This is a genomic window from Paracoccus sp. Arc7-R13 (assembly GCF_004010775.1).
GTDB lineage: Bacteria > Pseudomonadota > Alphaproteobacteria > Rhodobacterales > Rhodobacteraceae > Paracoccus > Paracoccus marcusii.
The window spans coordinates 595,259-608,876 of the sequence record NZ_CP034810.1; the positions used below are offsets into that span (position 1 = coordinate 595,259).

The 13,618-nt window shown below is 69.8% G+C and carries 15 protein-coding genes and 1 riboswitch; of the genes, 6 read left to right on the forward strand and 9 right to left on the reverse strand.

The genetic code is table 11. The features are described from left to right. Positions 1 to 411, reverse strand: a complete 411-nt coding sequence (locus EOJ32_RS02940; RefSeq protein WP_127897646.1) for a DUF1636 domain-containing protein — start codon at positions 409 to 411, stop codon at positions 1 to 3. A gap of 94 nt (positions 412 to 505) precedes the next feature. Further along, positions 506 to 732, reverse strand: a riboswitch (cobalamin riboswitch). A gap of 40 nt (positions 733 to 772) precedes the next feature. Here EOJ32_RS02940 and cobO point away from each other — a divergent pair. The 3 genes from cobO to EOJ32_RS02955 all read left to right on the forward strand — a co-directional run bounded on the left by cobO (position 773) and on the right by EOJ32_RS02955 (position 3,594). Then, positions 773 to 1,402, forward strand: a complete 630-nt coding sequence (cobO, locus tag EOJ32_RS02945; protein ID WP_127897647.1) for a cob(I)yrinic acid a,c-diamide adenosyltransferase — start codon at positions 773 to 775, stop codon at positions 1,400 to 1,402. Between the two features lie 101 nt (positions 1,403 to 1,503). Next, positions 1,504 to 2,226: a trehalose-phosphatase gene (gene otsB / locus EOJ32_RS02950; RefSeq protein WP_164871387.1), complete on the forward strand. Its 723-nt coding sequence runs from the start codon at positions 1,504 to 1,506 to the stop codon at positions 2,224 to 2,226. Positions 2,227 to 2,235: 9 nt separating this feature from the next. Continuing rightward, on the forward strand, positions 2,236 to 3,594 hold the full coding sequence (locus EOJ32_RS02955; RefSeq protein WP_045981574.1) for a trehalose-6-phosphate synthase: 1,359 nt from the start codon (positions 2,236 to 2,238) through the stop codon (positions 3,592 to 3,594). 246 nt (positions 3,595 to 3,840) lie between these two features. On the opposite strand, the gene aroQ is transcribed toward EOJ32_RS02955, so the two are convergent. The 5 genes from aroQ to EOJ32_RS02980 are packed head-to-tail and all read right to left on the reverse strand — an operon-like array spanning position 3,841 to position 8,360. Further along, positions 3,841 to 4,269, reverse strand: coding sequence for a type II 3-dehydroquinate dehydratase (gene aroQ, locus EOJ32_RS02960; protein ID WP_042250123.1), 429 nt, complete (start codon positions 4,267 to 4,269; stop codon positions 3,841 to 3,843). A 39-nt stretch (positions 4,270 to 4,308) separates the two neighbouring features. Further along, complete coding sequence (locus EOJ32_RS02965; protein ID WP_127897649.1) at positions 4,309 to 5,775, reverse strand: asparaginase domain-containing protein; 1,467 nt, start codon at positions 5,773 to 5,775, stop codon at positions 4,309 to 4,311. 34 nt (positions 5,776 to 5,809) lie between these two features. After that, positions 5,810 to 6,865, reverse strand: a complete 1,056-nt coding sequence (locus tag EOJ32_RS02970; RefSeq protein ID WP_240542532.1) for a histone deacetylase family protein — start codon at positions 6,863 to 6,865, stop codon at positions 5,810 to 5,812. Between the two features lie 8 nt (positions 6,866 to 6,873). Continuing rightward, positions 6,874 to 7,416: a DUF924 family protein gene (locus tag EOJ32_RS02975; RefSeq protein ID WP_127897650.1), complete on the reverse strand. Its 543-nt coding sequence runs from the start codon at positions 7,414 to 7,416 to the stop codon at positions 6,874 to 6,876. Positions 7,417 to 7,427: 11 nt separating this feature from the next. After that, positions 7,428 to 8,360 (reverse strand): pirin family protein, encoded by a 933-nt coding sequence (locus EOJ32_RS02980; protein ID WP_127897651.1) that lies wholly within the window; start codon positions 8,358 to 8,360, stop codon positions 7,428 to 7,430. 153 nt (positions 8,361 to 8,513) lie between these two features. Between EOJ32_RS02980 and EOJ32_RS02985 the strand changes: the two genes are divergently transcribed. Then, entirely contained in the window at positions 8,514 to 10,010 is a 1,497-nt protein-coding gene (locus EOJ32_RS02985; protein ID WP_127897652.1) for a VOC family protein, read from the forward strand. A 67-nt stretch (positions 10,011 to 10,077) separates the two neighbouring features. On the opposite strand, the gene EOJ32_RS02990 is transcribed toward EOJ32_RS02985, so the two are convergent. From EOJ32_RS02990 to EOJ32_RS03000, 3 genes are read right to left on the reverse strand one after another with little or no spacing between them, the layout of a single operon-like run. Beyond that, positions 10,078 to 10,833 carry a VOC family protein gene (locus EOJ32_RS02990; protein WP_127897653.1) on the reverse strand — a complete coding sequence of 252 codons (756 nt, stop codon included), beginning with the start codon at positions 10,831 to 10,833 and terminating at the stop codon, positions 10,078 to 10,080. Then, the gene (locus EOJ32_RS02995) at positions 10,830 to 11,384 is read right to left on the reverse strand and encodes an NADPH-dependent FMN reductase (protein ID WP_127897654.1); all 555 of its coding nucleotides are present in this window, start codon (positions 11,382 to 11,384) and stop codon (positions 10,830 to 10,832) included. Before EOJ32_RS02995 ends, EOJ32_RS02990 begins: the two co-directional genes overlap by 4 nt. A 17-nt stretch (positions 11,385 to 11,401) precedes the next feature. Beyond that, on the reverse strand, positions 11,402 to 12,334 hold the full coding sequence (locus EOJ32_RS03000) for a ring-cleaving dioxygenase (RefSeq protein ID WP_127897655.1): 933 nt from the start codon (positions 12,332 to 12,334) through the stop codon (positions 11,402 to 11,404). Positions 12,335 to 12,454: 120 nt separating this feature from the next. Between EOJ32_RS03000 and EOJ32_RS03005 the strand changes: the two genes are divergently transcribed. Together EOJ32_RS03005 and EOJ32_RS03010 are read left to right on the forward strand one after the other, a co-directional pair. Then, the gene (locus EOJ32_RS03005) at positions 12,455 to 13,429 is read left to right on the forward strand and encodes a LysR family transcriptional regulator (protein WP_127897656.1); all 975 of its coding nucleotides are present in this window, start codon (positions 12,455 to 12,457) and stop codon (positions 13,427 to 13,429) included. Continuing rightward, positions 13,426 to 13,614 carry a hypothetical protein gene (locus tag EOJ32_RS03010; RefSeq protein ID WP_127897657.1) on the forward strand — a complete coding sequence of 63 codons (189 nt, stop codon included), beginning with the start codon at positions 13,426 to 13,428 and terminating at the stop codon, positions 13,612 to 13,614. Before EOJ32_RS03005 ends, EOJ32_RS03010 begins: the two co-directional genes overlap by 4 nt. The last annotated feature ends 4 nt before the right edge of the window (positions 13,615 to 13,618 follow it).

A 13,618-nucleotide genomic window follows, 5' to 3' on the forward strand; every position in this document is an offset into this window, starting at 1 on the left:
TCACTCCTGCGACACGACATGCGGGGGGATGCGGGCAATGCTCTGCTTGCGGAAGACGGCGGGGCGTTCGCGCCACGGCACGATGCCGTCGGCGGTCCCGGCATAGGCGCGCGCGCCCGACAGGATGTCGGCGGCGTCGTCCAGCGTCAGGCGGCCATAGACATAGGACCACTTGCCCGGCGCGGACAGCGCGACGGAACAGCCCTGCGAACAGGCGGAAAGGCATTCGACGGGGCGGATCTCGACACCGTCTGGGGCGGTGCGGGACAGAAGGTCGTGCAGCCGGGCGCCAAGGCGCGGCGCGTCCGGGCCAAGGGCATCCGTCCTTGCGGCATCGGTCCCTGCGGCATCGGGAACCGGGTCGGGCACGGTGCCGCGACAGGTGGTGCAGACATGCAGAACGGCGCGCATCGCGGCCCCTTCCTTGTTGCGGCAAGGGGCGTCCGAGAGGAGGCGGCACGGGGCATCCGGCCATCACCTGCCGGTCGCGAAACACCCCGTTCGCCCGTCATCGTCAGGTGCTGGCAGGTCTCCCGGCTTGCGGATTCAGGGGCGGATGCCCCGACGGTCGTCCCACCTTCCCAGCCCCAATCGGGGCCAGTGGATCGGGCGACCTCTCCGGTCACGGTCGCGGGGGCGGCTGCGCTTGGGGTCGCGGGTCTGGTGACCCGGGGCCTTGTCGCATTCCCTCTTCGCCTGTCATAGACAGGAACCAACACGCCCTCACCCAAACCCCCGCACCCGCCGTTTGTCAACCGCAAGGAGCGACCCGATGACGCAGACCGACCCGATTTCCGCCGAGGATCAGGACCGCCACGCCGCCAAGATGGCCAGGAAAAAGGCCGCCCGCGACCGCATGATGGAGACCAAGACCGGCAAAAAGGGCCTGATCATCGTCCATACCGGGCCGGGCAAGGGCAAGTCGTCGTCGGGGTTCGGCATGATCATGCGCTCCATCGCGCACGGGATGCCCTGCGCCGTTGTGCAGTTCATCAAGGGCGCGTGGGACACGGGCGAACGCACGCTGCTGACCACGCATTTCACCGACATCTGCCAGTTCCACGCCATGGGCGAGGGCTTTACCTGGGAGACGCAGGACAAGTCCCGCGACATCGCCATGGCGCAGGCCGGATGGGCGCGTGCGCAGGACCTGATCCGTGACCCGGCCATCCGCATGGTCCTGTTGGACGAGATCAACATCGCGCTGCGCTATGGTTATCTGGACGCGGCCGATGTGGTGGCCTTTCTGCAGGCGGAAAAGCCCGCCATGACCCATGTGGTGCTGACCGGGCGCGGCGCCCCCGACGCGCTGATCGAGGCCGCTGATCTGGTGACCGAGATGACCCAGATCAAGCATCCGTTCCGGTCTGGGATCAAGGCGCAGGCCGGGGTCGAATACTGACGCGCGCGGGTCGGCGGTCAAAAAACCTCACGCCGCGGTGAACCCTCGGGGGGAGTCACGGGTTCCCTTTGGTATATCCCAATCGCCGGAGCCCGCCTGACGTGACCCCACCCCCGCTTGCCCCCGATGCCGCCCTGTTCCTGGATTTCGACGGCTGCCTGGTCGACATCGCCCCCCGGCCCGATGCGGTCGTTGTCACGCAGGCGCTGCGCGACCGGCTGGCGGCGCTGTACCGGCGGCAGGGGGGCGCGGTGGCGCTGATCTCGGGGCGCGACGTGGCCGACCTGCGCGGACATATGGACGGGTTCGAGGGCATCGTCGCGGGCAGCCACGGCGCCGAGATGTCGCTGCGCCCCGGCCGCATCCAGACCCTGCACCGGGTCGATTTCGACGCGGGCCCCCTTCATGCCGCGGCCCATGCCGCCGCCGCGCCCCATCCCGCCCTGTTGGTCGAGGAAAAGCCCCACGGCGTCGCACTGCATTATCGGGACGCCCCCGATCTGCGCGCCTTTGTCGAGGAGGTGATGCAGGATCTGGCCGACCGGAACCCGCACCTGGTGCTGCAGCCCGCCAAGATGGCGGTCGAACTGCGCCCCGGTGGCGTCGGCAAGGACAGCGCGCTGGCGCATCTGATGACGCTTGAGCCCTTTGCGGGGCGCGTGCCGGTCTTTGCGGGCGACGATACCACCGACGAACCCGCCATGGCCGAGGCGCAGGCCCGCGGCGGCTTTGCCATCAAGATCGGCGACGGTCCCACCGCCGCGCATCACCGATTGTCCGACCCTGCCGCGCTGGCCGCTTGGCTTGACGCATCGCTGAACTGAGGAATGCCCATGTCCACCGAACCGCGCCTGATCGTCGTCTCGAACCGCCTGCCGCTGGGGGACGATCCCTCGGGCGGGCTGGTGGTGGCGCTGGAGGATGCGCTGCGCAGTTCCGGCGGGGTATGGGTAGGTTTCTCGGGCGAGGTGACGGACGATCCCGCGCCCGACCTGCAGGACCATCCGGGCGCGGCGTTCCAGCGGCTGTCCTTTGACCTGACCCCGCAAGAGCATGACGAATACTATCTGGGCTATTCCAACTCCATCCTGTGGCCGCTGTGTCATGGGCGCCCCAACCTGATGCGCATCAGGCCCGAATACCTGGATGGATATGCACGGGTGAACCAGCGCATCGCGCGGATGCTGCTGCCGGTCCTGCGCCCCGATGACCGGATCTGGGTGCAGGATTATCACCTGTTCCCGCTGGCCGCCGAACTGCGCGCCCTGGGGGTGGAAAACCCGATCGGCCATTTCCTGCACATTCCGTTTCCGGGTCCGGCCGATTGCGCGGCCCTGCCCAACCCCGCGCAGCTGTTCGATTGGCTGTCCCATTACGATCTGCTGGGGTTCCAGGCCGAACGCGACCTTGGCGCCTTTGCCGAAAGCGCGCGCCAGCTGGCGGACGGCGATCAGGTCGCGCCGGACCGCTTCCGGCTGTCGGGACGCATGGTCCGCACGCAGGTCTTTCCGATCGGCATCGACGCCGCGGCCTTCATCACCGAGGCGGCAGACGCCCCCGACAGCGACCGCATGCGCCTGCTGACCGGGGCCAAGATGATGATCGGCGTCGACCGGCTGGATTATTCCAAGGGCATCCCGCAGCGGTTCCGGGCCTATCAGCTGCTGCTGGAAAAGATCCCCGACCTGCACGAGAAGATCTCGTTCCTGCAGATCGCGCCCCCGACGCGCGGCGAGGTTGAGGCCTATCAGGACATCCGTGAGGAGACCGAACACTTGGCCGGACGCATCAACGGCCAGTTCGCGACGTTGAACTGGACGCCGATCCGGTTCATTCACCGGCCGTTCCCGCGTCCCGTTCTGGCGGGGCTGTACCGGCAGGCGCGCATCGGGTTGGTCACGCCGCTGGCCGACGGGATGAACCTGGTCGCCAAGGAATACGTCGCCGCCCAGAACCCCGACGATCCGGGCGTGCTGATCCTGTCGCGCTTTGCCGGGGCCGCAGAGACCATGGCCGAGGCGCTGATCATCAACCCCCACGACCCGCACGATCTGGCCGTCGCGATGGCCCAGGCGATGCGGATGTCGCAAGCCGAACGCCGCGACCGCCATGCCGCCTTGCTGGAAGGCGTGGTGGACCATGATGTCGCCTGGTGGTCGCGCACCTATCTGGAGGCGCTGACGGCGCGGTGATTCGCGCGGGGTGTGCCCAAGGATCGGGCAATACCCTCAAATTGCGCCCGGTCCCGTGGCAGCGCACGTCCCGGTTGACCAAGCGGCGCGGCCTGCGCTGACAGGGGCGCGGGTCCGGCGCATGGTGGACCTATGAAGCAGATGCTTTGTGGCGTCCTCCTCCCGGTCCGGCCACGGACACTTCGGAAAGCCGCCGGTCCTGCCGCCCCCCTCCTCCCTGCGGCCAGGTCCGGCGGTCTTTTCGTCTCAGCCGATCAGGCCCGCCACGTGGCGCAGGGCTGCGGCATAGCCGTTCAGCCCCAGCCCCGCGATCACCCCGTCGGCGCGCTTTGACACGAACGAATGGTGGCGGAATGCCTCGCGCTTGTGGACCTGGCTGATATGGACCTCGATCACCGGGCCGTCGAAGGCGTTCAGCGCATCCAGCACCGCGACCGAGGTATGGGTCAGTGCCGCCGGGTTGATGACGATGGCCGCGGCTTCCAGCCGGGCTTCGTGGATCCAGTCGACGATCTGACCTTCCCAGTTCGACTGCAGGAAGCGGATGTCATGCGGGGCGGCGGCCTTGCGGCACAGCGCCTCGAGATCAGCCAGCGTCTCGTGGCCATAGACCTCGGGCTGGCGCTGGCCCAGCAGGTTCAGGTTCGGACCGTTCAGGACATGGATCAGCGGCATCGGGGTCTCCTTGCTGGGGCTTGCTAGCGCGGGCGGGTGTCAGCCCGCAAGCGCGGTGACGGGGGCGGCGCGATGGGCGGGGTCGATCATGCGCAGCGCCGGAGAATCGTCCGACAGGATCGCCACCGCGCCGGGGGCGGGGGGGCCGGACCACAGCACCGCCCCGTCGTGACCGATAAGCGCCAGCCGGTCGCCCTGCATCCGCAGCACGCCGGGCCCCGGCGCTTGCCACAGGACCGCGCCGCCCCGCATCAGCCGCGGCCCGGCATCGGGGTCGTTCTCCAGCCGCACGGGGCCGCAGGTCAGCACCTGTCCGGGCCACAGCGGGCCGTCCATCCGGTCGGTGGGCGCACAGTCCCCGGTCGGCCCGCGCGCCAGCAGGGCGGCCAGCGTGGCGCGGTCCCACCCGTGATGGGGCGCGGCCGCGGTCAGGACAACCATCTTGGCCAGCGCCGCGACGGGCGTCATGTCGCCCCCCGCGACGGCGCCTGTCGCCGCGATCCAGGCCCCGGCGGCATAATCGAACGCGCCTACCTGCCCGCCGATCACGCGGCTGGCGATCAGCACGGGCACGTCCGCATCCGCCAGCACCTGCGCCATCGCGCCATCTCCTGCGGGGACATTGCCGGGGCCGAACCCCTCCAGCAGCAGGCCGGTCGCGCCCTGATCCAGCGCCGCGCGCACCTGCTGCGCCAGCATCGGGGCGGCGGCGCGGTGATCGGCGGGCACGGCCGTGATCTGCACCACGCGCTGATCGTCGATGCAGGCCTGCACCGCGTCCAGCTGGGCCATCGCCCGCGCATGGGCCGCGGGCGAGTCCAGCGCAAGGTCGGGCGCGGCGGGGCCGGGCAGGGGCGCGACCGTGCCCCGGCGGATGCCGATGCCGCGTTCCGCCAGGGGCGCCAGATGCGGGCTGTCGAAAGCCGCGAAGCGTGTCGTCGACACCTTCAGTGCGCGGCACCCGCGCAGCAGGCGTCCGTCGAAGAAGATCGCGACCTCGGGCAGGCGCAGGCGGGCGCAGGACAGTGCGCCGGTCAGGTTGGCCAGCGCATCACTGCCCGCGTTCAGGACCAGACCGGCGGGGGTGTCGGTGAACAGCGGCAGCTGTGCGCCCGTCAGGATCACCGGTTTGGACAGCGCGGCGCGGGCCAGCCCCAGATCGTCGAACACGTTCAGCAGCAGAGGCAGCGCCGCGCCGGTGTAATCCATCGTGTCGGTGCCGTGCAGGATCACGAAGGCGTCGTGGTCGGCGTAGAGGTCCAGCACCCGCCGCGCGATCCGGCACCAGTCGGAGGGGCGCAGGTCGGTGCTGTCCAGCGTTCCGGGCCCGTCATTCGAAAACCGCAGTCCCGTGTCGAAATGCAGCGCGTCCCCCGGCAGGGCCGCCGCCAGCGCCGGCCCCAGCAGATCCTGCGCGGCGCGGGCAAAGCGGTCCGCCGCCATCGGGGCCAGCGGCTGGCCCGTGCTGCTGATCGTGCCGCCCGTGTTGATGATGCAGATGCGCATGAGGGTCCCCCGTTCCCGGACCGCTATAGAACGCTCAGGCGGTGCCGATCCAGCCCCGCAGAAAGCTGGCAAGGTTGTGCGTCAGATCCTCGGACAGATAGCCGCCCTCCTGGACGATGACGGTGGGCAGGCCCGCGGCGCGGATGCGGGCGGCGGCGCGGGCGAAACCCGGGGTGGTGACGCGCAGCCCGCGAAACGGGTCGTTCTCGTGCGCGTCCAGCCCCAGGGCCAGGACAAGCGCGCCCGGCGCAAAACCCGCGATGCGGTCCAGCGCGCGGTCGATGGCGTCCAGCCAGACGGCATCGTCCGATCCCAGGGGCAGCGGCAGGTTCAGGTTTGTGCCGGCCGGCCCCACCTCATGCGCATGGCCCAGATAAAAGGGATAGAACGCGTCTGGATTGCCATGAACGGACACGGTCAGCACGTCGGCACGGTCAAAAAAGATCTGCTGCGTGCCGTTGCCGTGATGGACATCGATGTCCAGGATGGCGACGCGGTCATGCACCGCGCGCAGGGCCTGCGCGGCGATGGCGGAATTGTTCAAAAAACAGTGCCCCGCCGCGGTGTCTGCATCGGCATGGTGCCCCGGCGGACGGCACAGCGCATAGGCCGCGCCCGCCCCGTCCAGCACCGCGCGGCTGGCCGCCAGTGCGGTGTCCACCCCGCGCAGCGCCGCCGCATAGGTGTGCTGACCAAGCGGACAGCCGGTATCAGCCATGTGCCAGCCCGCCCGCCCGGTGATCCCCGACGGATAGGTCTGGTCGGCCTTCTGCGGATGCAGGTTGGCCACGACCTCGGCCCCCGCGCCGGGGGCCGTCTGCCATTCGTCCCATGCGGTTTCCAGAAAGTGCAGATAGCGCGCGGTGTGAACCGCGTGCATCGGGGCGCGGTCTGCCACCGGCGGATCGGTCGCGGTCAACCCCGCGGCGGCGATGCCCGCCAATAGGCGTTCGGCGCGTTCGGCGGTTTCCTTGTTCACCATCGGCACCCCGCGCAGCATCCAGAACCGGGGATCGTGGGCGGCGGTGTCGGGTGCGTAAAAGCAGGGCAGGCTGTCCATGCGGCGCAGGCTAGGACGCCCGCGCCGCATCGGCAAGATCAGAAGCCGCTATGCGTCTTCAGGAACTCCGCCTCCTCGGGGGTGCTGTCGCGGCCCAGGATCGCGTTGCGATGCGGAAAGCGGCCGAACCGTTCGACGATGTCGCGATGCTCGCGCGCGAAATGCAGCGAATGGTCGTTGCCCAGGTCTTCGTACAGCGCCACCGACCGGGTCTGGTCGGCCAGATCCTCGCTGTGCATGAACGGCAGATAGAAGAACTGCCGCCGGTCGGGGGCCTGGCCCACGTCATGGCCCATGTCCAGCGCGGTCCGCGCGTGGCGCAGCGCCAGGTCGTTCGATTCGAAGCTGCGCGGCCCGCCGCGATAGATGTTGCGCGGGAACTGGTCCAGCACGATCACCAGCGCCAGTGCGCTGTCGGGCGCGTCCATCCAGTCGTCCAGCCGCCCGGCATGCGCGGCCTCGTAGGTGTCGCTGAAACGGGCGGCGATGTCGCGGTCGATGTCGTCCGACTTGGCGAACCAATAGGGGCGCATCTGGTCCGAAAACCAGAACTCCAGCACCTCGTGGGGGGTCTTGGGCATGTGTTTCTCCGTCATGGCAAGGGGATATGTTCGTCGCGGTCGCCCGGCGGCAGGTCGAACCGTCCTTGCCCCCAACGCGCCTCGCGCCATTCCTGTTTCGCGGCCTCGATCCGTTCGCGCGACGACGCGACGAAGTTCCACCAGATGTGGCGCGGCCCGTTCAGCGTGGCACCGCCAAGCGCCATCAGCCGTGCGCCCCGGTCGCCCGCCGCCACCGTGATCGCGTCGCCGGGGCGGAACACCATCATCTGGCCGGCCTGGAACTCCTGCCCGGCAATGCTGACGCTGCCCTCGGTGATGTAGATTCCCCGATCCTCGTGATCGACGGGCAGGGGAAAGCGGGCGCGGGCGGCAAGCGTCACGTCCAGATAGAACGTGTCAGAATGCATCGTCGCGGGCGCTGTCTCGCCATAGGCGCGGCCCAGGATCAGTCGCGCCTCGATCCCCTGGTCGCGGATCTCGGGCAGCGCGCCCGCCGCGTGATGTTCGAAGCTGGGGGCGATGTCCTCATGCGTCTCCGGCAGGGCGATCCAGGTCTGGATGCCCAGCAGGCTGCTGGGCCCGGCGCGCACGGCGTCGGGGCTGCGTTCGGAATGGGTCACGCCGCGCCCCGCCACCATCCAGTTCAGCGCGCCCGGCGTGATGATCTGGTCGGCGCCGGTGCTGTCCCGATGCTGAAAGCTGCCCCGATACAGATAGGTGACCGTGCCCAGCCCGATATGGGGGTGCGGACGCACGTCGATGCCCTGGTCGGTCAGGAATTCCGCCGGGCCCATCTGGTCGAAGAAGATGAACGGCCCGACCATCTGGCGTTTGGGGGCGGGCAGGGCGCGGCGCACCTCGAACCCGCCCAGGTCGCGGGCGCGGGGGATGATCAGCGTCTCGATGGCATCGGCGCCGACGGCGTCGGGGCATCCGGGGGTCAGGGCGGGGTTCCAGCTCATGGCGTTCTCTCCTGTGCTGTTTCCAAGGGTGGGGGTTTGCGGGCCGTCGGGCAAGCGTGCAGGCGTTCGGCCTGTGCGAACGCCGGGTTGCGCACGACCCCCGTGGCGCCGAACGACCGTCACGGGCATGTTGGATCCCGAAAGGAGGTCGCCATGACGGGACTTCATCACGTGACGGCCATCACGCGCGACGTGCAGGCCAATGTCAATTTCTGGATGGGCTTACTGGGCCTGTCGCTGGTCAAGCAGACCGCGGGGTTCGAGGATGCCGAACAGCTGCACCTGTTCTATGGCGATGCCACGGGCGCGCCCGGGTCGCTGGTCAGCTTCCTGGTCTGGCAGGACGGCGCGCCCGGTCGCGTGGGACACGGACAGGTGGCCGAGATCGCCTTGGCCATCCCCCGCGCGCGGATCGGCGACTGGCTGACCCGCGCCATGCAGCGCGGCTTGCGCGTCGAGGGGCCGGTCCGCGAATTCGGTGCGCCGGTCCTGCGCCTGCGCGACCCGGACGGGATCATCGTCAAGCTGGTGGGCGGGGACATCCCCGATACCGGCTGGCCCGCGGCCCCCGCCCGCCTGCAGGGCGTGACCCTGTGGTCGCAGGACGCCCCGGCCACGGCGGCGTTCCTGGCACGCTTCGGCTATGCCCCCCAAGGCATCGAAGGCGGCGTGACGCGCCTGGCATCAAACCGCGACGCCATCGACATCCGCGACACGGCAGGGTTCGTGCCGGGCATTCCGGGAACCGGGGTGATCGACCATGTCGCCCTGCGCGTGCCCGATGTCGCGGCGATCGACGCGCACCGGGCCGCGCTGACCGATGTGACGGTCCATGATCGGCTGTACTTCACCTCTCTCTATGTCCGCGATCCTGCGGGCATCCTGATCGAACTGGCGACCGACGGTCCCGGCATGGCCGTGGACGAGGACGACCTTGGCCGGACCCTGAAGGTCCCGCCGCACATGACCGACGACACCGACCTGCGGCTGCGCCTGCCGCAATTCGCCCGCCCGGGCGAGGAAAGGACCCCCATGCGCGATCTGCCCTTCATCCACCGCATCCACACCCCCGACGATGCAGACGGGTCGGTGATCCTGCTGCTGCACGGCACCGGCGGATCGGAATCCGACCTGATGCCGCTGGCGCATCGCATCGCGCCGCGCGCCACCCTGCTGGGCCTGCGCGGCCGGTCGACCGAGGAGGGCGTCGCCCGGTTCTTCCGGCGCCTGTCCATGGCCAGCTTTGACCAGGACGACATCCGGTCCGAAGCCGCGGCCTTTGCCGGCTTCTGGGAGGGTGCGATGGCGGCCTATGGCCTCGACCCCGCGCGGCTGACGGTGCTGGGCTATTCGAACGGCGCAAACTTTGCGGGGGCGGTGATGGCGCTGCATCCGGGGCTGATCGCGCGGGCGATCCTGATCCGGCCGATGCTGGTGCTGGACCCGGTGCCACGGGCCGACCTGTCGGGGGTCCGGGTTCTGACGCTGCAGGGGGCGCGCGACCCCTATGGGCATTACGCCCCGGCGCTGAACGACTGGCTGGCCACAAGCGGGGCCGATCTGGACGCCCGCACGATCGCGGCGGGACACGAGATCGCCCCCGAGGACCTGGCCGCGGCCAGCGCCTGGATGGCCGGCCCCGGGGCATGAAAAAGCCCCGCCTCCGGTCTTGGCCGGAGGCGGGGCGCACTGGTCAGACTGTGTACGGCGCTATAACTCAGACAAATTCGAACCGGTTCCCGAACGGGTCCGCCACGGCGGCGGATTTTTCCGGAAATCCGGTCAAGGCGACGTGATCCAGCCCTGTCCGGCCGTCGGGGCGGGGACCGGCGCCCCGGCTGTTCCAGACATTCGCGGCCAGATGGTGGTGATAGCCGTTCCAGCCGTACCACCCCCCGCCCGGCGCATCATGGGTGCGCGTCAGGCCAAGCGTGCCCTGCATGAAGTCATCGGCCGCGTCCATCGCCCCGACCTGCAGGTGGACATGGCCGATTTGGGTCCCGGCGGGCGCGCCCTGCCAGGGCCCGTCCGCGGCGGCCGCAAGATCGTTCAGGTCCAGCCGTTCGGTGACCATCCGCACGCGGTCGCCGTCTCGGGTCCAGTCCGAGGCAGGCCGGTCGCGATAGATCTCGATGCCGTTGCCTTCTGGGTCGTCCAGATACAGCGCCTCGCTGACATCGTGATCCGATGCGCCGGTCAGCCGCACGCCCGTATCGGCGGCGTGGCGCAGCCAACGGCCCAGGGCCGCGCGGTCGGGCAGCAGGAAGGCGGTGTGGAACAGGCCTGCGTCACGCGGATCGCGCGGGATGGCGGCGGGATCGCCCGACAGGCGGATCAGCACCTGCCCGCCCGCGCCCAGATCGCGCTGTGCCCCGTCCGCGCCCATCGGCTCCAGCCCAAGCACGGTCTGATAGAACCGCGCCATGCCGGGCAGGTCGCGCACGGTCAGCGCGACATGGGCGATGCCGGTCATGACCGGCCGCCGCCGATCGAGCCGGCAAAGCCCGCCACGAATTCGGCCAGCCTTTCGCGGGTCTTGTCGTCCGTCAGGTTGCCTTGGTCGTCGAACAGATCGCCCGCGCGCGACACCATCAGCCGTCCCTCCCACCACGGGCGGGTGGCCAGCATCCGCAGCACCGGCAGCCAATGCGACTGCGCATGCGCGGTTCCGAAATTGCCCGGAGAGGCGCCGATGACGGCCACGGGCTTGCCCTTGAAGATGGCCATGCCCTGGCCGCGCGACATCCAGTCGATGACGTTCTTCAACACGCCCGGCACGCCGTTGTTGTATTCCGGGCTGACCAGCAGCAGCGCGTCCGCGGCCGCCAGCTGGTCAGTCAGGGTCGTGACCGCGGCGGGAATGCCCGACGCGGCCTCCAGGTCGCCATCATAGAGCGGCACCTGCGCGATGTCGCCGATGGTGATCGTCACACCCTCGGGGGCGGCATCCGCCGCCGCCCGAAGCAGGCCGGAATTCAGCGATGCCCGACGCAGGCTGCCGGAAAGTCCCAGGATCGTGGTCATCGCGTCTCTCCTTGCGTTCAGGCCAGGGGTTTCAGCCCGGCCTCGATCTGCTGGCGCTTGCCCTCCAGGAAGGGGGGCAGGGACAGGCCCTCGCCCATCGTCTCGAAGGGTTCGTCCACGTCGAAGCCCGGCCCGTCGGTCGCCAGTTCGAACAGATTGCCGCCGGGTTCGCGGAAATACAACGACCGGAAATAGAACCGCTCGACCTCGCCGCTGCTGGGTACGCGGAACCGGGCCACGCGGTCGGTCCAGGCGGTCAGGGCGGCGGTATCGGGCACGCGGAAGGCCACGTGATGCACCCCGCCCGCGCCCTGGCGCGCCTGCGGCAGGCCGGGCTGGACCGCGACATGCAGTTCGGCCGCGGCACCACCCTCGCCCATCTCGAAGACATGGACCTGGCCCTGGCCATCGGGGCTGGCATAATCGCGCACTAGGCGCATGTTCATGACCTGGGTCAGCACGGTCTGGGTCGGGGCCAGTTCGGGAACCGAGATGGTGATCGGCCCCAGCCCGTGAATCTGGTGTTCGGCGGGCACGTCGCTGCGATCCCAGGGCTGGCCCGCCGGGGTGGGGGCGGCGATCAGGCGCAGGCGCTGACCCTCGGGATCCTCGACATCCAGGGTCGGGCGGCCGTCCAGCGTGGTGATCTTGCCGGCCAGGCCCGACAGGCGGTCGGCCCAGTAATCCAGGCTGTCCGCGCCCACGCGCAGCCCCGTCCGGGTGATCGCGTTCGTGCCGCGGCGTTCGGGCGCGGCGGGCCAGTCGAAGAAGGTGATGTCGGTGCCGGGGCTGCCCGCCCCGTCAGCGAAGAACAGATGATAGGCCGAGGTGTCGTCCTGGTTCACGGTCTTCTTGACCCGGCGCAGGCCAAGGGTCTGGGTATAGAACTGGTTGTTGCCCCGCGCATTGGCGGTGATCGCCGTCAGGTGATGGATTCCGGTCAGCTGCATGGCAGGCTCCTTTCCTTGCTTGAAGGGAATATGGCGCAGGCGGGGCGTTCGCGGCACCCATGCGCGCGGCAACGCCGCGTTCGGTTCTTGCGAACGACCGGCGGCGTGCTAGGGTGCGCCATGACCTGGACGATCACGGATATCCGGACCTTTCTGTCGGTGCTGGATGCGGGCAGCATCTCGGGTGCCGCGGCGCGGTCGGACCTGTCGAAATCCGTGGTCAGCAAGCGGATCACCGATTTCGAGGCCGCGTTGGGCGTCGCGCTGTTCACCCGGCATGCCGGGCGCATCGCGCCCACCGACAGCGCGCTGTCCCTGGCCGAACGGTTGCGCCCGGCGCTGGCCGAACTGGTCGCCGCCACCGAAAGCGCCGCCGCGCCCGAGGCCGCGCTGCGCGGGCGGCTGGCCATCGCGGCGCCGATGAGTTTCGGCATCCGCCACCTGGGCCCGGTGATCGCGGGTTTCGCGCGCGCCCATCCGGGGCTGGAGATCGTGCTGGATTACGATGACCGGCATATGGACCTGGGGCGGGCGGGGTTCGATCTGGGGCTGCGCATCGGGCATCTGAAGGACAGCAGCCTGATGGCGCGCCGCCTGTGCGAGGATCCGCGCGCCCTGGTGGCCAGTCCCGATTACCTGGCGCAGCACGGCGCGGTCGGGGCGCCCGGCGATCTGGCGGGGCACGAGGTCATCGGATACCTGAACGCGCGGCTGGCCGAGATCTGGCCCTTTGGCGCCCAGGTCGCGCCGCCCCGGCAGAGCCGGGTGTCGGCCAACAACGGCGAGGCGATGCGCGATCTGGCCATCGGCGGGTTGGGCCTGGCGCTGCTGCCGCTGTTCATCGTCCATGACGCGCTGCGCGACGGGCGGCTGGTGCAGGTGCTGCCGGACCTGGCGCAGGATCCGCTGCCGATCAGCGTGGTCTGGCCGCCGATCCGGCCGCTGCCCCGCAAGACGCGCGCTTTCGTCGATCACATCGCGGCGGCCTTTGCCGAGGACCCGCCATGGCAGCGCGGCCTGGTGCGTCCCGCGACGGCCGGGGGGCCAGCCCCCCGGACCCCCCGCCCCCCCAAGCCCCTGGAAGGTGTGCCATGAAGCTGGTCGATCCCGATGCGCCGTTCTTTCGTCCGCTGTGGGTGCGGGTGATCTGCGTGATCCTGCCGCTGATCTGGGCGGGGCTGGAGCTGTGGTCGGGCAGTCCTGCCTGGGCCATGCTGTTCGGGGCCGCGGGGATCTATCTGGGGCTGGCCCTGTTCGTGTGGCGGCGGCCGGAGCCCTGAGGCC